General features: G+C 53.8%; 14 protein-coding genes and 1 tRNA gene. 9 read left to right on the forward strand and 6 right to left on the reverse strand.

All coding sequences use genetic code 11. The features are described 5' to 3' along the window. The 4 genes from NXT09_RS20545 to NXT09_RS20560 all read left to right on the forward strand — a co-directional run. A partial coding sequence (locus NXT09_RS20545; protein ID WP_268581015.1) for an amino acid adenylation domain-containing protein occupies positions 1 to 3,569 on the forward strand: 3,569 nt, incomplete at its 5' end. Positions 3,570 to 3,632: 63 nt separating this feature from the next. Beyond that, entirely contained in the window at positions 3,633 to 3,800 is a 168-nt protein-coding gene (locus tag NXT09_RS20550; protein WP_268581016.1) for a hypothetical protein, read from the forward strand. Positions 3,801 to 4,109: 309 nt separating this feature from the next. Continuing rightward, on the forward strand, positions 4,110 to 5,708 hold the full coding sequence (locus tag NXT09_RS20555) for a conjugal transfer nickase/helicase domain-containing protein (RefSeq protein ID WP_268581017.1): 1,599 nt from the start codon (positions 4,110 to 4,112) through the stop codon (positions 5,706 to 5,708). A gap of 88 nt (positions 5,709 to 5,796) precedes the next feature. Next, a complete protein-coding gene (locus NXT09_RS20560; protein ID WP_268581018.1) occupies positions 5,797 to 6,819 on the forward strand; it encodes a tyrosine-type recombinase/integrase in 1,023 nt (340 codons plus the stop codon). A gap of 188 nt (positions 6,820 to 7,007) precedes the next feature. Here NXT09_RS20560 and NXT09_RS20565 read toward each other — a convergent pair. Continuing rightward, positions 7,008 to 7,083: transfer RNA gene (locus tag NXT09_RS20565), tRNA-Phe, on the reverse strand. 507 nt (positions 7,084 to 7,590) lie between these two features. On the opposite strand from NXT09_RS20565, the gene NXT09_RS20570 reads away from it, so the two are divergent. Both NXT09_RS20570 and NXT09_RS20575 read left to right on the forward strand, forming a co-directional pair. Further along, positions 7,591 to 7,722: a hypothetical protein gene (locus NXT09_RS20570; RefSeq protein ID WP_262252947.1), complete on the forward strand. Its 132-nt coding sequence runs from the start codon at positions 7,591 to 7,593 to the stop codon at positions 7,720 to 7,722. Between the two features lie 231 nt (positions 7,723 to 7,953). Beyond that, on the forward strand, positions 7,954 to 10,107 hold the full coding sequence (locus NXT09_RS20575) for an ornithine decarboxylase (RefSeq protein WP_268581019.1): 2,154 nt from the start codon (positions 7,954 to 7,956) through the stop codon (positions 10,105 to 10,107). A gap of 60 nt (positions 10,108 to 10,167) precedes the next feature. Here NXT09_RS20575 and ansP read toward each other — a convergent pair whose 3' ends face one another. The 3 genes from ansP to NXT09_RS20590 all read right to left on the reverse strand — a co-directional run bounded on the left by ansP (position 10,168) and on the right by NXT09_RS20590 (position 13,382). Continuing rightward, positions 10,168 to 11,619 (reverse strand): L-asparagine permease, encoded by a 1,452-nt coding sequence (gene ansP / locus NXT09_RS20580; protein WP_205553022.1) that lies wholly within the window; start codon positions 11,617 to 11,619, stop codon positions 10,168 to 10,170. A gap of 313 nt (positions 11,620 to 11,932) precedes the next feature. Then, on the reverse strand, positions 11,933 to 12,673 hold the full coding sequence (locus tag NXT09_RS20585; protein ID WP_268581045.1) for an SDR family oxidoreductase: 741 nt from the start codon (positions 12,671 to 12,673) through the stop codon (positions 11,933 to 11,935). Between the two features lie 79 nt (positions 12,674 to 12,752). Continuing rightward, entirely contained in the window at positions 12,753 to 13,382 is a 630-nt protein-coding gene (locus NXT09_RS20590; RefSeq protein WP_233966420.1) for a TetR/AcrR family transcriptional regulator, read from the reverse strand. Positions 13,383 to 13,670: 288 nt separating this feature from the next. On the opposite strand from NXT09_RS20590, the gene NXT09_RS20595 reads away from it, so the two are divergent. From NXT09_RS20595 to NXT09_RS20605, 3 genes are all read left to right on the forward strand, one after another. After that, positions 13,671 to 14,894, forward strand: a complete 1,224-nt coding sequence (locus NXT09_RS20595; protein WP_268581020.1) for a Tm-1-like ATP-binding domain-containing protein — start codon at positions 13,671 to 13,673, stop codon at positions 14,892 to 14,894. A 13-nt stretch (positions 14,895 to 14,907) separates the two neighbouring features. Then, positions 14,908 to 15,741 (forward strand): phosphoenolpyruvate hydrolase family protein, encoded by an 834-nt coding sequence (locus NXT09_RS20600; protein WP_193397962.1) that lies wholly within the window; start codon positions 14,908 to 14,910, stop codon positions 15,739 to 15,741. Positions 15,742 to 15,980: 239 nt separating this feature from the next. Further along, entirely contained in the window at positions 15,981 to 17,024 is a 1,044-nt protein-coding gene (locus NXT09_RS20605; RefSeq protein WP_268581021.1) for an alpha/beta hydrolase family protein, read from the forward strand. On the opposite strand, the gene NXT09_RS20610 is transcribed toward NXT09_RS20605, so the two are convergent. Next, complete coding sequence (locus NXT09_RS20610) at positions 16,987 to 18,078, reverse strand: helix-turn-helix domain-containing protein (protein ID WP_268581022.1); 1,092 nt, start codon at positions 18,076 to 18,078, stop codon at positions 16,987 to 16,989. The genes NXT09_RS20605 and NXT09_RS20610 overlap by 38 nt on opposite strands. A gap of 95 nt (positions 18,079 to 18,173) precedes the next feature. Further along, on the reverse strand, positions 18,174 to 19,247 hold the full coding sequence (gene mltC, locus NXT09_RS20615; protein WP_205553010.1) for a membrane-bound lytic murein transglycosylase MltC: 1,074 nt from the start codon (positions 19,245 to 19,247) through the stop codon (positions 18,174 to 18,176). Positions 19,248 to 19,291: the final 44 nt, after the last annotated feature.

Here is a 19,291-nt window from a genome sequence, read left to right on the forward strand (position 1 = left end):
ATGAAGGCACGGTACGGCGTTATCTGGGGTACTGGCAGGCGCTGCTGCGCGGCATGGCGGATAATGCTGACCAGCCGGTACGGTCACTGCCGATGCTGCCGGAGGCGGAGCGACGGCAGGTGCTGATTGACTTTAACCAGACGAGCGCCGACTACCCATCCACTGCCTGTATTCATTCGCTGTTTGAGGCGCAGGTGAAGGCGAATCCTGACGCTCTGGCGTTGATAGACGGTGACCGACGTCTGAGCTATGGCGAACTGAACCGGCAGGCCGACAGGCTGGCGTGCTGGCTGGCTGAGCGCGGGGTACGGCGGGAAAGCCGGGTGGCGATTGCACTGGAGCGTGGTGTGGATCTGATTGTGGCGATCCTGTCCACCCTCAAAGCGGGCGGTGCCTATGTGCCGCTGGATCCGAGCTATCCGCAGGAACGCCTGCATTTTATCGTGGCGGACAGCACGCCGCAGGTATTAATCACCAATACGCCGTCGCATGCCGCTTTCAGCACCCTGCCAGCGGATCTGATCGTGCTAGACGTCGATATAGTGCGCCCTTGGGATGACGCCGATTCTGACGCGGACGAGATGCCGACGTCGGCTGCGGTAAACGCATCGACGCTGGCCTACATTATGTACACTTCCGGTTCAACCGGGCGGCCCAAGGGCGTCATGGTGCAGCACGGCAATGTGGTGAAGCTGGCGCTCAACAACGGCTACGCCGATTTCCGGGCTGACGATCGCATCGCCTGTCTGGCTAACCCTGCATTTGACGCCAGTACCATGGAGCTGTGGGGGGCGCTGTTGAACGGCGGCAGTATAGCGATCTTCAGCCGCGACACGGTGCTGGACGCCAGGCTTTTCGGTGCACAGTTGCGCGAGCAGCGGGTCAGCATGCTCTTTATGACCACCGCCCTGTTTAATCAGTATGCGCACGCGTTGCAGGATTATCTGCCCAGCCTACGTTATCTGCTGGTGGGTGGCGAGTCGCTGGATCTTGGCTTTATCCGCCATACGCTGCGCCACGGCGCGCCGCAGAACTTCATGCACGTCTACGGGCCAACGGAGACGACGACCTTCGCCACGGCCTATCGGATGAACGAGACCGATCCCGACAGCCCCTGCATGCCGATTGGACGGCCGATAGCCAATACGGTTGTCTACCTGCTGGACGAGCATAAGCAGCCGGTGCCGATCGGCGTGACGGGCGAGGTTTATATCGGCGGTAGCGGCGTGGCCCGCGGTTATCTGAACCTGCCTGAACAAACGGCGGAACGTTTCCTGAGCGATCCATTTGCGGTCGAGGTGGGGGCGCGGATGTACCGAACTGGGGATCTGGCGCGCTGGCGGGTCGACGGGACGCTGGAGTTTCAGGGGCGTAACGACTTTCAGGTGAAAATCCGCGGGTTCCGTATCGAGCTGGGGGAGATAGAGTCGGCCTTGCAGGCGTGCAATGGGGTGACCCAGGCGGTCGTGGCGGCGCGAAACAGCGTGGCCGACAAACAGTTGGTTGCCTATTACACCGCCGGCGACGGTGCGGAAATTTGCGCCGGGGAGTTGAAAGCACAGCTTGGCGCACGGTTGCCAGCGTATATGGTGCCGGCGGCTTATGTGAAACTGGAGACGATCCCGCTGACCGCGAACGGCAAGGTGGATCACAAGGCGCTGCCCACGCCGGATGAGTACGCTCTGGCGCGCGGCGATTATGAAGCGCCGCAGGGGCGTGAGGAGCAGATTCTGGCGGTTATCTGGCAGAATCTGCTGGGCGTTGAGCTGGTGAGTCGACATGATGACTTCTTTGCGTTGGGCGGCCATTCGCTGCTGGCGGTACGTTTTATCAATGAGGCTCGCAAACAGGAAATTTACCTGACGTTATCATCGCTGTTTGCTGCACCACAACTGCGACTACTGGCTGAGAAAATACAACGCGGCGACGCTCAGAATGTTCACGAGCGGGCGGTAGCGTTCCGCGCCTCCGGTTCTCAGCGTCCGCTGTTTATCGTGCCAGAAGCCAGCGCTGAAATGCTCTACGGTCCGCTGCTAGCCTCCTGTATTGACAGTGATATCCCTGTCTATGGGCTGATGGGGCCGGATCGCAACCTGCCGACATTCAAAACGCTGGAAGGCGCGGCGGCACGCTATGTAGGGATAATCCGCTCGACCCAGCCGCAAGGGCCTTATAGACTGCTTGGTTGGTCGTTCGGTGGTACGTTGGCTTACGAGATTGCTGCGCAACTGTTGGGACAGGATCAGCAAATCGAATTTCTGGGCATGCTGGATACCCGGTTGCCAGAGCGAGGCGATGGACACATCGTACCGATGGATGAACTGTTCGCGCTGAGCGATGATGAAGCGATGATTGACTTCCTTATCCGAGGCGATATTGAGGCAATCGTGGGAGCGGATTACCTTGAGCGTGCGGGTAGACCGGTGAGCTGGCAGGAACACTATCAACTGGGGCAAAAGATGGGGATGTTGCCGGCAGGTTGGTCGCCGGACTACTACCAAAACTGGATACGTCACCGTCTGGATTTGTTGCGGGTAAAATATCATGTCCCCACGCTGCCAGTGAATCTCGATCTGTTTATCGCGCGAGATGAGCCGAACGACGGCGGCCAGTATCTTGGTTGGGATCGGGTGCTCCCTTGCGAGGCGATCCGTCTCTTTTCGCTGCATGGAGAACACCGGATGCTGGTGTCAGAGCCCTATGTCCGTGAAACGGGTAAAATGGTTTCTGAAGCGATTCAGGCTCGCAGTAAAGGGCGTATCACTGTGCCAGACGCGCGCGACGATGGACATGAGCCGATAGTGCCCTTACAGACGGGCGAACGTAATAGCCCAACCTTGCTGTGTGTTCATGGCGCGGGAGACAATGTCTTCGCCTTTATTGATCTGGTGAAATCGGTGGCGAGTGACTGGACGATACTTGGGTTGCAGGCCCGCGGTCTGTGGGGGGAAGACGTACCCCACTCCAGCGTGGAGACCGCTGCCGAGCACTACTTTCAGGCGCTTCGCCGCCAGACGCTCTCTGGTCCGCTATATCTGCTGGGGCACTCGTTTGGCGGTTGGGTGGCGCTCGAGCTGGCGACGAAACTGGAGGCGGAAGGGATTGCCGTCGAGTCGTTGGTACTGGCGGATTCGGACGCTCCAACGGGCGATGCGCGTGAGTATACCGACCTACAGGCGCTGATTGAACTGGTTGAACTGTTTGAGATGCAAGGGTACCGGTTAGGCCTGGATGCCGCTTCTCTCGACGGGATGACGCACTCCCAGCGGCTTGTCGCGCTGCACCGTAGCCTGATGGCACAAGGGCTGATGCCGGAAAGTACCCACTTAAGCGTGGTAGAAGGCATTTTCCGGGTATTCTCGGCTAATATTCGCACCCGATATGCTCCAGCCAGGCTACCGGCGGTTACGCCTTATCTGATACAGGCTTGCGACGCAGATAACGAGCAACTGGAGGGATGGCAAACTCTATTTCCTCAATTGCGGTATGCGCGTAGCGAAGGCAATCATACCCAACTGCTGAAATCGCCCTGCTCCGCATTGCTGGTTGAGGCACTGTTGCAGAAATAGGTTAGGAGGATAACAACCCAGCCCGCGTGCAATTTGATATTGGCGCGGGCGAAGGGTTTGCTGATGAAACGGGTTGATAACGGTAAGATTGACGCTGCTAACGATCTCTGCGCCAGCCCTTGCACCACAGGTATTTCCGGTGCGATCTGTCATCCGACGCACATTTTCTGCGTCAATTATTATCAATCTACTTATCAGAGGAGTACCGAATCGATTTCTGAAGCAGGATAATCCTCGTCATACTTTAACTGCTGCCGCTCAGGCGCGCAGATGCAGATATTGTTCAACGTGGCATGATAAATCCGTGCCGCAATATGCCGTGGATTGGAAAACAGAGGGGCTTTGTTGAATTAATCGGACTTTTGTTGGGTGCCTGGAGCAGAGCACGCATCATCCCTATGATGCTTTCCGTTTTCCAAGTGAACCCCTTATATTGAGCAACGGTTAATACAAATAATTTTTAAAATCCAAAAAGAGTTTCTTCTTGCCTCTGATCTGTGAGCCGCTCAAGACTGTGCCGCTTACTGGCCGGAGGCAATCATGTTCAACCGAATAAAGAATTTTATTGTTGGAACGGATAACGTTCCTGGAAGTGAAGCTATTTCGCCTGAATCAACCTGCCCGCCCGGATATCACCCCCCTCTTTCTGTTGATGCGTTGATTTTGCCTCCAAAGCGACAGACTTTTCTCCTGCAGCTCAACGATAACCATGCATTACCGTCGTCATTCTATCGACAATGTTATCTGACTCCCTTGTTTTCATTACTCAGCCGTGCTCAGAACCTACCTGCCTCGAAAGAGGGGGACTGGGCATATGCCGGCGCGTTTGGTGATTTGACCGTGCAGTTCGCTGCGTATGCAGTCAGGTTGGCCAAGGGGAGAACGTTGCCTCCAGGGATCCCGCCAGAAGAACAAGCGACTCAGGGATTACTCTGGAATGCAGTCGTGTTCTGGTCGGCCTTGTTTTATCACTTGCCCTTGCTTTGTGAGTGGGAAGGGGAACTGGATGGGGGGGAATGCTGGATGCCGGGATTTACTATTCCGGGAAGGCCATTTCGTTTTCGACATTGTGTGGATAAATTACCTCCATCCTATGCGCAAGGTCGAGTATCGCTGTTGGCTGCTCAGTTACTGCCATTATCAGCGCTTCCCTGGTTATCAAGCATTCCTGATGCGTTCGATTGCCTGGCTCAACGTATGCAGGGGAGGCCCGCAACGATCGCTCTGATTGATGAGCTGTTACTGTCGGCCGCAGAGAAATGTGGGGCGCCATCGCTAACTGGTATGCTGCCACCGGCACTGCTGGCGACGGGCAGCGTTGGGGATGCAATTTTACCTCTAGAACCTTTAGTCGCTTCAGCTCTCACATCATCGCTGCCTGGTAGCAATTCATCAGTAGCTGCTAACGGTAACATATCGTCTCCGAGTCCAGACTCTGAGCCCGCAATACAAAAACAGGAACCATTGCTCGAACATGAACTAGTTTCACTGCTGGATTCAGCTGTACCAGAGGGGGCAGACTCGGCTGCTGAAAAACAACCCATGGCAGTTCAGGTCCCGGAACCTACTCAAAATGATACTCAGGCGCTTCTGAGTCTTTTTTCCGGCATAGGAGATTCGCTAGTACCGGAAGTTGAAGATGTACCGTCTATAGATACTCCTGTCCCAGAGGAAATAAACAACCAAAAGGAGAATGAAAATGTTCCGCTGACTGGGCCGGAAACATCCCCAATTTCTCCGTCAGAAAATAACGAAAATATTCGAGAAGATAATAATAAAGGCGCGATATTCCTGGAGTGGTTATCAGCAGGTTTAATTGAGGGGAAAATAAGAATAAATGAAGAGGGCGCACGTGCCCACATTGTGGCCGGATTCGTCTTCTTATGCGTCCCTGAAATATTTTATCAGTTTCAGAAGGAGGCTGGAAATAAGGGGAAGCGCAACACATTACAGTCATCGTTTGAGCGTCTGGGGGTTCATCGTGTTGCTGATGGCAAGCGCTTTCTACAGGCCAGAATATACAGTACCCCGTCCGGGACAGGGGCGTATCAAAACATTAACGGTTATCTGGTTAAAGCTTCGGCGCTTTACCGGGGAAATCGCATTCCTGACGAGAGTACATTATTGATTCTGCCCTGATGTATGGCAATCTAATTAGCGGGCTAATTTTTAGCCTGCACACAGCAAAGGTGCATCAAATTGTGCTCTTTATTAGAAAGGAATTTATATGTCAGATAAGTCAATGACCTGGGACGAAATCGTTGATGAGTATTTTTTCTCGCATAACTTACGTGGGGCGACAGAAATTAGCTATCGTAGGGTGGTGAGTTGTTTTAGTCGATTCATTGGTGAATCAGTTTTTCCTACCCAAATAACAAACAGGGATGTGTTGAAGTGGCGCCGAAATCTATTAAAAGATCGCAATTTATCTACGCATACGTGGAATAACAAAGTGGCTCATATGCGGCCAATATTTAATTTTGCGATAGAGCATAATTTAATAGAGCAGGACAAGAATCCCTTTAACGGTACCGTTGTTAAAAAAGCGCGAAAAAAGAAAAAAACTCTAACGCGTGAACAACTCACTGCCATTTATCTGCGGATGCAGCGAATAGAATCTGAAGAGCCTCATGCTACTTGGGGACAGCGGTGCGCACTTTACCCAGCCTGGTTCTGGCTCACCGTGCTCGATACGCTCCGCTACACAGGGATGAGGCAGAATCAATTGCTGCATATTCGGCTGCAGGATATCAATCTGGATGAGGGATACATTGAGCTGCGTCTGGAGGGAAGTAAAACACATAGAGAATGGCGTGTTCCTGCTGTTCGCCAGCTACGTGCGAGGTTGGTATCGCTAGTAGCGAAAGCAAAACTTGCAGGGGCTGAACCCTCCGACATTTTGTTTGATGTCACCCGTTTTATGAAATCTCGCCGGCATAAAGATGAATATCAGTACGATGAAAAGAGAGCACAGCAAACCATCCGATCTTTTTTCAACAGATTGTCCCGAGATTGTGGATTTCTGGTGTCAGCACATCGTTTCCGTCATACGTTGGCGACGGAGTTGATGAAAGCACCGGAGCGTAATTTGCTGCTGGTCAAGGATCTACTGGGGCATCGAAATGTGAGCACGACAATGGAATATGTAGAGCTGAACATGGATATCGTGGGACGAACACTGGAAAAAGAGCTGGCGTTACATACGGATATTTATGCGCAACCCGTTTTACATGACTTGACAGTAATGTAATTCACTGTAACCATACGCGGGAACGAGAAAAGGGAATCTGTTGGCGCAGATTCCCTATCTTGAGGATTTCAGTTCTTATTCACAGTGCAGCCTTTCGCTTATCTCTGCACAGGAACGATTTTATGACCAAACCCTGTATTAACCGCCCGTTAAGCTTCTCATTCTTAACCAGCGTGCTTTGATGCAAGTGGTGCCCGGACTCGGAATCGAACCAAGGACACGAGGATTTTCAATCCTCTGCTCTACCGACTGAGCTATCCGGGCAACGGGGCGCATTAAACCGTATTGGCCACGTGGCGTCAATGGGTTTCTGTCACAAAGCGGAGCGCCTGCGCTATTTTCAGGCAATTGTATTATTTGCTAGCCGATTCCTGGCGATCCTTTCAGCACGCTTATACCCGTCATACTTCAAGTTGCATGTGCGTTGGCTTCGCTCAGTCACCCGAATCACTTACCTGAGTAAGCTCATCGGGACTCCTTTCCTTGCCGCATTACGAGACTCATAAATGAGCCTCGCCCTTACGGGCCAACGCGTTGCGTTGTTCAAAACGCTAACGTTTTGTCCTGAAACTCGAATTATTTAGGGTAGAGCGTGGTAATATTTCTTCCTGATTCGTGCGGCATGTTTCGTTGCACTTTTTACCGTGTTGAGTGCGGGCTGGATTGTTGAATTTGATGAAGAATAATGCCACTATTGCGCGGTTTTTAACGTCTCGTTCACCTGAACGCCCCTTTAAGCGTAGTTAGCGTTAGCTAAAGAGGATCGCCGATATGTCAGATTCATTGCTCATGGTGCTGCACGCTCGCGCCAGTTCGTTGATGACGTCGCTGCGCGTTTCTTCTTCTCACCACTGCGCGGTTTACTTTTCTCCCCGTCGATTATCCTCCTTCACCATGCGGTGAGGCGTTCGTTCGCTCGCTGTTAGGCATGAGTAAAAATAGAGTCCGGCTCTGCTTTTACTGATGTCTATCGGATGGTGCTGGCTCCAGTTTTTCCATTCTTAGCCTACAGTTTACCTGTAGGGATCATACGCTTGTCGTTATTGATTGGCATTGTGATTGGTCGGGATTGTTATCCCTGAACGGTGTCTTCCAGGCACGTACACTTACCTTTAACCGTTTGGGTTTGGTTACATGAAACAGTTAAAAATTGCGGCGAATGCAGCGGTTGCCACCCGTTTAATCACAACGCGCGAGATTGTCGCGTTGAGTCAGACCGACTTCACGGATGTGGCGGCGGTCGTGGTTTCTATTGAGGAAGCCCGTAGCGGTATTCTGTCGATATTGCAGCACACCGGTTTTAGTATTCCGGCGTTTGTCGAAGAGCCTGATGAAGATAAAGAGTTAGATGTGCTGCCTGCGGGCAGCGAATGGCTGGTTCTCGATGATGAAGGTGAGCACGCGAACGTGTTGGAACGTGCGGCGAAGGCTTATCAGGATGCGATACTACCGCCGTTTTTCGATACGCTGACCAAGTACGTCAACATGAAAAACACGACGTTTGCCTGCCCAGGGCATCAGGGCGGTCAGTTCTTCCGCAAGCATCCGGCGGGGCGTCAGTTTTTTGAGTTTTACGGTGAGAACGTGTTCCGTTCGGACATCTGTAACGCGGACGTCAAACTGGGCGATTTGCTGATCCATGAAGGAGCAGCGAAGAAGGCGCAGAAGCACGCAGCACGCGTGTTTAACGCCGATAAAACCTATTTCGTGTTGAACGGTACCTCCTCCGCGAACAAAGTGGTGACGAATGCGCTGCTGGCGCGTGGCGATCTGGTGCTGTTTGACCGCAACAACCATAAATCCAACCACCACGGTGCGTTGATTCAGGCGGGCGCGACGCCAGTCTATCTGGAAACCGTGCGCAATCCGTTCGGCTTTATCGGCGGCGTGGATGCGCACTGTTTTGACGAAGCCTATCTGCGCACGCTGATCGCGGAAGTTGCGCCGGAACGCGCCAACGAGCCGCGCCCGTTCCGTCTGGCCGTCATCCAGCTCGGCACCTATGACGGCACGATTTATAACGCGCGTCAGGTGGTTGATAGCATTGGGCACCTGTGCGACTACATTCTGTTTGACTCCGCCTGGGTCGGCTACGAGCAGTTTATCCCGATGATGGAGCAGTGTTCGCCGCTGTTGCTGGATCTGAATGAAAACGATCCGGGGATTTTCGTGACTCAGTCGGTGCATAAGCAGCAGGCTGGCTTCTCCCAGACCTCACAGATCCACAAAAAAGATACGCACATCAAAGGCCAGCGTCGTTTCTGCAACCATAAGCAGCTGAATAACGCCTTTATGCTGCACGCTTCGACCAGCCCGTTTTATCCGCTGTTCGCCGCGCTGGACGTCAATGCCAAAATGCACGAAGGGGCAAGTGGGCGTCGTATGTGGATGGATTGCGTGAAGCTGGGCATTGAAGCGCGTAAGCAGCTGCTGACGCGTTGTTCGCTCATCAAACCGTTCGTACCCGTGACGGTGGGCGGCGCGCTGTGGCAGGATCACGATACGGAGACGATAGCGCAGGACGTGCGTTTCTTCAACTTTGAGCCGGGCGAGAAATGGCATGCGTTTGAAGGGTATGCCGAGGATCAATATTTTATCGATCCTTGCAAATTACTGCTGACGACGCCGGGTATTGATGCGACTAGCGGCGATTATACCGAATTTGGTATTCCGGCGACGATCCTTGCCAACTACCTGCGTGAGCACGGCATCATCCCTGAAAAATGCGACATGAACTCGATCCTGTTCCTGCTAACGCCAGCGGAAGACGCTGCCAAAATGCAGGAACTGGTGAATGCGCTGGTGCATTTCGAAACGCTGATCGCCCGCGATGCACCGCTGAGCGAAGTGCTGCCTAGCCTGTATCAGAAATACAAAGAGCGTTATCGCGGTTACCGGCTGCGTCGGCTGTGTCAGGAAATGCATGATTTCTACGCTCAGCACAACGTGAAAGATCTGCAAAAAGCGATGTTCCGCAAAACCGAGTTTCCGTCCGTGGTGATGTTGCCGCAGGATGCCAACAGGGAATTTGTGCGTGGGAATATCGAGCTGATTCCTATCGACGAAGCGGAAGGCCGTATCGCGGCGGAAGGCGCATTGCCGTATCCGCCGGGCGTGCTGTGTGTCGTGCCGGGTGAAACCTGGGGCGGGGCGGTACAGCGCTATTTTCTGGCGCTGGAAGCGGGTATTAACCTGTTACCTGGCTTCTCACCGGAATTGCAGGGCGTCTATAGCGTTGCGGAAGAAGATGGCAGCAAGCGCCTGTACGGTTACGTGGTAGAACAGTAATTACCTTTTTCTTCAGCTCATGAAACTCAGGCTCGGAAACGAGCCTGAGTTTTTTCTGTCTTAACGCAGGCTGGATTCCTGCTGGTTGGCGAGCTTCACGGCTTCTCGCTGCTTTTTCAGCCCGCGCCAGCCGATAATCAGCATGATCGCCAGTACCGGAATGGTCGCAACTGTCCAAGTGCCGTTCGGGTAATCAAACGCCATCAATCCCAACACACTCACCAGAAAAGCCAGCGTCAGCCACGATGTCACGGGCGCACCGGGCATTTTGAACGCCACCGGCTTGGCTTTCCCCTGACGAATCGCTTTGCGCAGCTGCATTTGGCACAGAATGATGAACGCCCAGGAGCAGATAATGCCAAGTGAGGCGATATTCAGGACGATCTCGAACACCTGCGACGGCACCACGTAGTTCAGCACCACGCCGATAATGTGGATGCCGACCGTGACCAAAATACCGGTATACGGCACAGACTGATTGCTCATTTTCGACAGGAAAGCGGGAGCCGAACCACCCAGCGACAGTGAGCGCAGAATGCGGCCCGTCGAGTACAGACCGGAGTTCAGGCTGGACAGCGCAGCGGACAGCACCACGATATTCATGATCGTCCCGATATAGGGAACGCCCAGCTTGCTGAAGAAGGTCACGAACGGGCTTTGTCCGGCCTGATAGGCGTTCCACGGCAGCAGGCAAACCAACAGCGCGACAGAACCAACGTAGAACAGGCCGATACGCCAGATGACGCTGTTGACCGCTTTCGGCAGCACCTGCTCTGGGTTCTTACATTCGCCTGCGGTTGTCCCAATGATCTCGATACCGGCAAAAGCAAATATCACCCCCTGAACCAGCACCAGTGCGGGCAGAATACCGTGCGGGAACAGGCCGCCGTTATCGGTAATCAGGTGCAGGCCGGGCGTGTTGCCATCTAGCGGGCTGCCCGTGCCGAGATAGACCGTGCCGACCACCAGAAAGATGGAGATGGCCGCGACCTTAATCAGTGCAAACCAGAACTCCATTTCGGCAAACCACTTCACACCAATCAGGTTCATCAGCGTGACGATGGACAACGCACCCAGCGCGAACAGCCACTGTGGGACATCGGCAAACGTGCCCCAGTAGTGCATGTAGAGTGCGACGGCGGTGATGTCGACAATCCCGGTCATCGCCCAGTTGAGGAAGTACATCCAGCCCGCTACGTAGGAGGCCTTTTCACCCAGAAACTCACGTGAGTACGACACGAAGCTGCCGCTGGTGGGACGATGCACGATCAGTTCGCCCAGCGCACGCAGGATGAAAAAAGAGAAAATGCCGCAAACCAGATAGACCAGCGCCAGCGCCGGCCCCGCCATTTGCAGACGGGCTCCCGCGCCAAGAAACAGCCCGGTGCCGATGGAACCGCCAATTGCGATCATCTGCACATGGCGATTGCCGAGACTTTGGTGATAACCCTTTTCGTGGAGACGTTGCTCGGCGGCATGACGCTCGCCGTGAGGGGAGGAATGTTCTGTCATTGGTGTCCGTGCTTTCCTGTCTGTCACGCATCTTGTGGTGACGCGTTCGCTATTATTATTTCGAATTCAGTTGGTTATGTTTTTGCTTGAGGCGTTTTTTTTATATTGCGCTGAGCGCGGTGAGCCGCATGGCAGAAAACAACGGCAGCGATGCTACCTTTTCCTGTGTTCTGTGGCAAAAAATGGATAGAAGGAAAGTGTGTCAGAGCATGATGGCGTGGGGGAGCGCGGTACGTTAGGTGGGGAACACTCTTCATCCCGTCCCGGTTAGGCGATCAAGGCCGGGACGGGATGAAGCACAAAAGATGACGAATTACGCGCCGATATCTGCGCGCGTCGGTCCCTGGAAATGGATGGCGTTGATATGGCAGCTACGCGGCTGGACGAGCACGAAACGCATGGTTTCCCATATCGAGCGGGCGTTCAGCAAATGCTCGCCCATTTTTTCCCCGCTAGCGGGGCTGTCATCTAAACCAGTGACCTCAAAATCTGGTGGGTAAAACCCCGTCACGCGGATATTTTCCTGCGCGACATGATGCGCCAGATTCTGGCTAAAACCGCTCATACCGTGCTTGGCGGCGAAGAAGGCGGGATGGGCGATAGAGTCGTGGAACTGCGGGATGCCGCAGACGGAAACCATCGCCAGAATATCGGCACCCTGTGAACGACGCAGGCTCGGCAATAGCGCTTTGGTGAGCAGGATAGACCCAGTCAGGCCAGAGTTGATGGTGCTGACGATATCCGCATCGGTGTCTTCTTCCCCCAATGCGCCTTCCAGCCACTGGGCGGCGCTGAGTACCAAAATATCGATGGGCGTGCTGTCTTCCAGCAGCTGTGCGGAAAAATTGCTGACCGAATCAGGGTTGGCAATATCGCACTGATACGCACGCGCCGTGCCGCCTTCCTGATGAATGATGTCGACGCTGGCCTGTGCATCGGCCAGTTTGCGGGCGCAAAGATCGACTTTCACGCCTTCGCGAGCCAGCCAGACGGATACCGCTTGTCCAAAATCGCGGCCACCGCCGGTGACAATCGCGCGTTTGCCTTTCAGCATCATGTGTTCCCTTGGTAAAGAATGTGCTTCCGTTGCTGCGTATCCGGTGACAGGGCGGGACGCAGCATGAATGTGTTCGTTAGGTTTTCTGTGACGCTGCCTGTGCGGCATCTTCTTCCGCCTGCCGTAAAATGGCTTTGGCGACCCACTGCGTGACATCCTGAATGCCGTCTTCTTCCAGATGCCAGATATCTTTCAGCACCAGGAAAACCTCCGACCCATAAATAAGCGATAAGGCATAAATCACCCGCTGTTGTGCTTCCGGCGTGATTTTTCCTTCCAGCGGTTCGGTGGCAATCTTGAGCAGGCGTTTACGATTGCCGCGCGTCAGCGTATCCGTATGCAGGCGATTGGAGCGGCGGTCGGCCCATTGTTGCAGTGACAGATGCAGGGCGGCACGCAGCGCACCTTCATGCTCCAGCATTCTCGGGTAAGCAAAGTGCAGCAGTTCAGCAACGCGTTCGCTGGCATCCGGCTGTGTCGGGTGCCACGCCAGAATCGGGCCAAGGCTTTCGCCGACAACGGCGGAGACTAACGCACTTTGCGTCGGAAAATAGCGGTAGGCTGTCGCGCGTGAAAGCTGAGCCGCAGCAGCAACATCCGTAATGGAAGGGAATATGCCTTGATCGAACATATTCATGGCAGTATCAATTAGTAAACGACGGGTTTTCGCCCGTGTTGATGTCAGTTTTTCATCCCGTTCAATCACATAGACCTCATTGAATTTTCGGGCCGGACGCTATCGGGCAGCACGGCGTTGTCGCCTGAACTATAGCAAATTGAGTGATTCTTGTGCCACGTCAAGCTTTCTTACTGTTAATGTAATGCCATACATAACATTTTGAGACTTTTGTCTCATTTGGGTATTTAATGGTTTGTCTTTCTGATACTCAAGTCTCAATATGGCGACAAATTAATCTTTTCTGTTTTTGTCTTATTGTAATTTCTATTTATATCAATCTGTTAATTGTTTCACTAACGGTGGGAGGGATACCAAGTGGGAAGTGAAGTTGGCAGCGTTTATATTGCAAGTACCGCTGATACTAAAGGAAAAGAACAGATTTACGTCCGCGATCTGATTGCCGCTACGGGCTTAAAAACGGTCACGGTCGATCTGTCAACGACACCGCCGTCAACGGATTCACGAGTGTCAGAGGCGACAGATATCAGCGCCGCAACGGTGGCCTCTTACCATCCGCAGGGCGCATCGGCGGTGTTTTGCCATGACAGAGGGCAGGCGATTGGCGCGATGGCCGTTGCGTTTGAGCACTTCATGCTGTCCCGCAATGATATTGCCGGGGTGTTGGGTCTCGGCGGCTCCGGCGGAACCGCGCTGATTACGCCCGCGATGCAGGCATTACCGATTGGGATGCCGAAGCTTATGGTGTCGACGATGGCCTCCGGCGATATCTCCGGTTACATCGGTGCCAGCGATATCAGCATGATGTATTCCGTTACCGATGTGGCGGGCCTGAACCGTATTTCTCGTCAGGTTCTCGGCAACGCCGCGCACCAGATCGCCGGCGCCGTGAAGTTTCATATTCAGGAACATCATGATGATAAGCCCGCGATTGGCCTGACCATGTTTGGTGTCACGACGCCGTGCATTCAGGAAGCCAGTGCATTGCTGGAAGCGGAGTTTGACTGTCTGGTCTTTCACGCGACGGGCAGCGGTGGGAAAGCGATGGAAAAGCTGGTGGACAGCCATTTGCTCACCGGCGTGCTTGACCTCACCACGACTGAGGTGTGCGATTTACTGTTTGATGGCGTGCTGGCCTGCGGGCCGGAACGGTTTGATGCGATAGCCAAGACGCAGGTGCCTTACGTGGCGTCCTGCGGTGCGCTGGACATGGTGAATTTTGGTTCTCCCACCAGCGTGCCGGAGAAATATGCGCATCGTCTGTTCTACAACCACAACGCGCAGGTCACCCTGATGCGGACCACGATAGACGAAAATATCGCGATGGCGCGCTGGATTGGGGAGAAGCTTAACCGCTGTGAAGGCGAGGTGCGCTTCCTGATTCCGGAAGGCGGTTTCTCCGCGCTGGATGCACCGGATCAGGCATTTTGGCACCCGGAAGCGCGTGACGCGTTTATCAGCACGCTGGAGAGCGTCGTGCAGCAAACGGCAAGACGACAGATTATTCGTCTGCCTTTCCATATTAACGATCCTTTATTTGCCCATGCCGCTGTTGATGCGTTTCGGGAATTAGTGAAATAAGAAGGGAAAAAGTATGAAGTCAGGCATGAATCGTCAGGAACTGCTGGCAAAATTCCGCGACATGATCGCGCGCCGCGAGCCGATTATCGGTGGTGGCGCAGGCACCGGCCTTTCCGCGAAATGTGAAGAAGCGGGCGGCATCGATCTGATCGTGATCTACAACTCCGGGCGCTATCGCATGGCGGGGAGAGGTTCGCTGGCTGGCCTGTTGGCTTACGGCAATGCGAATGAGATCGTCGTGGATATGGCGAAAGAGGTGCTGCCAGTTGTGAAGCACACGCCAGTGCTGGCGGGTGTGAACGGAACCGATCCTTTCTGTCAGTTTGATAAGTTTCTGGATGATCTGAAAGCGCTGGGTTTTTCTGGCGTGCAGAACTTCCCAACCGTTGGGCTGATTGACGGTAATTTCCGCGCCAATCTGGAAGAAACCGGCATGGGGTACGCGCTGGAAGTGGACATGATTCGTCTGGCGCATGAAAAAGACATGCTGACCACGCCTTACGTGTTCAGTGCGGCAGATGCCGTCGCGATGACGAAAGCAGGGGCGGATATTATTGTGCCACACATGGGGTTAACCACTGGTGGCAACATTGGCGCGGAAACCGCGCTTAATCTGGCAGATTGCGTCCCGTTGATTAATCACTGGGCGGATGAAGCAAAATCCATCCGTAAGGATGTAATTGTACTGTGCCACGGCGGACCGATTTCAACACCGCAGGACGCACAGTTCATTATGGATCACTGCCCGCAGTGCGATGGTTTTTACGGTGCCAGCTCGATGGAGCGACTGCCGACAGAAACCGCATTAACGGCTACTACACAGCAATTCAAAAAAATTAAGCGTTAACAGACTTTTTTGGCTCTATACCCAACAGACTTCCTAAAGCAGGAAAGAAGGAAAGAAGGAAAGAAGGAAGAAAGGCGGGTAAATTTTGCGCCAATATCAGGGAATGCGGCCAGCACATGCTGGCCGTAGTTTTTTGTGTATTAAACAGAGGTACTAAATAGCGTTTTAGGTCGCATCGGTCAGAAAGTCATTGTTATAAATGCTATTTTTCACAGAACGGAAACTTCGGAGAAATAGGTATGACATGGCGTATCACGATAGGACTACTCACGAACTTACTACTCAGCTTTGGCGTTATGGCAAACACAGGCATAGGGTTTCAACAACTAACCTTAGCGGATGAGACCACTAACAGGCCGTTGGACGTCGCCGTATTTTATCCGGCGTTATCACCCTCACAGACGACGACCATTGGTGAAAATATGGCTTTTCCCGGCATTGTGGTGAGTAAAAATGCCGAGCCGGAATCTGGTGAATATCCTTTGATTGTGGTTTCACACGGCTATGGCGGGAGCTGGTTTAATCAACTCTGGCTGGCGCAGGCATTAGTTAAACAAGGCTACATTGTCGCCGCGCCCAATCATCCCGGAACCACGACGAAAGACATGCGCCCTGAGAACGCTCAGGCTCTGTGGCAACGGCCTCATGATATCAGCCGCGTCATTACGGCATTACTTGCTACGCCAGAGAAGGCGGGGCAGGTTGATGCGAAGCGCATTGCCGCTGTGGGTCACTCACTGGGAGGATGGACGGTGCTGGCGCTGGCTGGTGGGCGTTTCAATACGGAGCAATTTGAGAAGGATTGTCTGACGCACGTTGGGCTGGCGTCCTGCAAAGCCTATCAAAAGATGCAGGTCGCAAAAAGTGCCGCATCGCGCGCGCAGCTTGATAAATCACTCGCTGATCCACGCATCAGCGCGGTGGTTTCGCTGGATATGGGGCTGGCGCGAGGGTTTACCGCAGAGAGTCTGGCTGCGATAAATATTCCCGTTCTGATTATGGCGGCGGGGTATCCCAATGACGAGCTACCCGCCAAGCTGGAATCCCACGCTCTGGCGCAGAAACTGTCGCCAGTGCATTCAGCGTATAAAGAAATTGCTGACGCAACGCATTTTAGTTTTATGCAGCTTTGTAAGCCGGGTGCTGTTGAAATCATCAACGCCGAGAGCCCAGGCGACGGCATGATTTGTCTCGACGGCGGTGAACGTTCGCGTGAGCAGATCCATCAGGAAGTAGGGAAGGATGTCAGCGATTTTCTTCAGGCGGCGTGGCGGAAACCGTAGCCTGTTCCTGAAGTGGGTACTGACTACGCCAGACGCTCGGACTCATCCCCGTTAGCCGCAAAAATTCGCGGTTGAAGTTTGATTTAGTCTGAAACCCGCTGGCCAGCATGATATCCGTGATTCGGTCATCTGTTTGGCTGAGGAGGCGCTTAGCCTCCTCTATGCGATATTCGTTCATCACCTGCGAGAAATTACGACCGTGAACGCGGTTGATGGTTTCGGACAGGCGTCTGAGCGGTATGCCCATGCGCCTGCTCAGACGCTGAAGTGTCATGCCCGGATCGGTGTACAGCGCGTGAGTGCGGATGAAGTCATCTAACGCTTTCGCGCGCTGGTGTTCGTCTTCGGTGGCGGGTACGGCTTCAGGCTTCTGGTCAGACGGAGTGACAAGCCCTGCCTGCGGGGACGTGCGGTGTGTGACGATCAGCAGGGTCAATATCGCCAGCATGACGATGTGGAATGCGGTGATGATGGTCGCCGCGCTGTTGCCGCTGTAGAACGCGATATCCAGAGCAATGACGGTGTCGATAGCGCCGGAGGTAAGCACATACAGCCCGGCGATAAACGGCGCGCTTTTCCATCTGGGTGATGAGGTTTGCCGACGGCGAGCGCGGTAAATCAGCGCCGCCCCATAACCGAAGTAAATACTCACCAGCATCAGATCGATGAGCGGAACGGTTGTTCTGTTCTGAATGGCGCTTGCGCCAAGGATGAGTAAAGGCGGTAACAGCTGCCAGAGAGAGCGTCGGCGTCTGCGGGTTACGTCCTCAGAGGCTTTGTCGCCGTGAGGGAAAAGACACAGCCATAACAGCGGTGGAATCGATGCGGCAATCGCGGGTTGAATAAACGCGGGTAAAGCAACATGACTGCCCCAGCGTAACGCCACCAGCGTCAGGGCAAGACAGCTTACGCCGATGAGTACCGCTTCTGCCGTTGCACTGCGTTTTTTGGTGTTCTTGTTATGGGAATGGTTGTGAATAGCCAGAAACTGGATGCGAAAAAACAAAATAACCAGCAGAAGTGCAGTAATAAACGGTAAAGGAATCGCGGTCATCGTGTTTATCAACAACGCTATTGTAGCTATCTGGTCTGATGAAACCGCGCTACCGGAGTCAACCCGGTAGCGCGGCGTTCTGTGGTGCGCGTGAATTAGCGGCGGTAATTTTTCTGTGCCGTGTTCACTTTGTACAGATAGCGACGTGATTCACCAGACGGGTGCTTCGTCGTCAGCGTTTGGTAGACATCGCTCGGCGACATGTTGTTGATAATGCCCACGGCGCGATCGCGATCGCTGGAGAAGACGCGCAACACGCTGCCTGCGCCACCGTTATACGCGGTGATGACGGCATAGCGTTTCGACGTCGGGTTCTCAATGCCGGCCAGATAGCTGTTTTTCAGAATCGACAGATAGGCGGTACCCGCGTCGATGTTTTGTTCTGGATCGAACAGATAGCTGCGGCTTGGCTGTCCCCATTTCCCTTTCATCTTGAAGACGTCGCGTCCTGCGCTGTGCTGTACCACCTGCATCAGACCCAGCGCATCGGAACGGCTGACGGCGTAGGGGTTGAAGCTCGATTCTGTCTGCATAATCGCCAGAATCAGCGACTCTTCAATGCCGTAACGCTCGGAGGCTTTACGTACCAGCGGCAGGTATTTGTGCGCACGTTTATCCAGATGGTTAGGGACAAGCTGCATCGTGACCGACCAGATAACGTGCATGCCGGAGGTGCGTTTTTGCAGACGGTTCTGGAGCAGGTAATCCGCAAAGCTGGCGGCACGGCCTTCCCAGCGGATAGGCTGGCCGGTGTTATCCAGCACCTGTCCGTACAGCAGCGGTTCGCGGCTGATTTGAATATCGTTAGCGTCGGAATACAGATCGGTGTTACTGGCGTCATCGCCCATCAGCAGGGTCGTGATAATCGCCTGGCGCAGGCTGGCAACGGAGTCGGTTGCCGAAATGGTTTCGATCGTGATTGAACCGGCATCAAAGTTGATGTGGCTACGTGTCTTATATTGATCGGTGTATTTGACGTAGTCTTTCGGGCCCGCGATCAGTACTTCATTCATCCCCCAGATATTTTCGATGTTGTTGGCGAACTGGCCCATCAAAATATCGAAGGCGTTGGTATCCTTGAGAAACTCTTCGTCGTTGGCATTCCCTTTGTTTCCTGAACAGGAAACCAGCAGTGGTGCAATCACCAGCAGAGCTAACATTTTCTTCATATAACAAGCCGTGTCGGAATGGGGACGTAAGCGGGCCCGAAAGC

The organism is Pectobacterium jejuense (assembly GCF_026800125.1).
GTDB classification, from domain to species: domain Bacteria; phylum Pseudomonadota; class Gammaproteobacteria; order Enterobacterales; family Enterobacteriaceae; genus Pectobacterium; species Pectobacterium jejuense.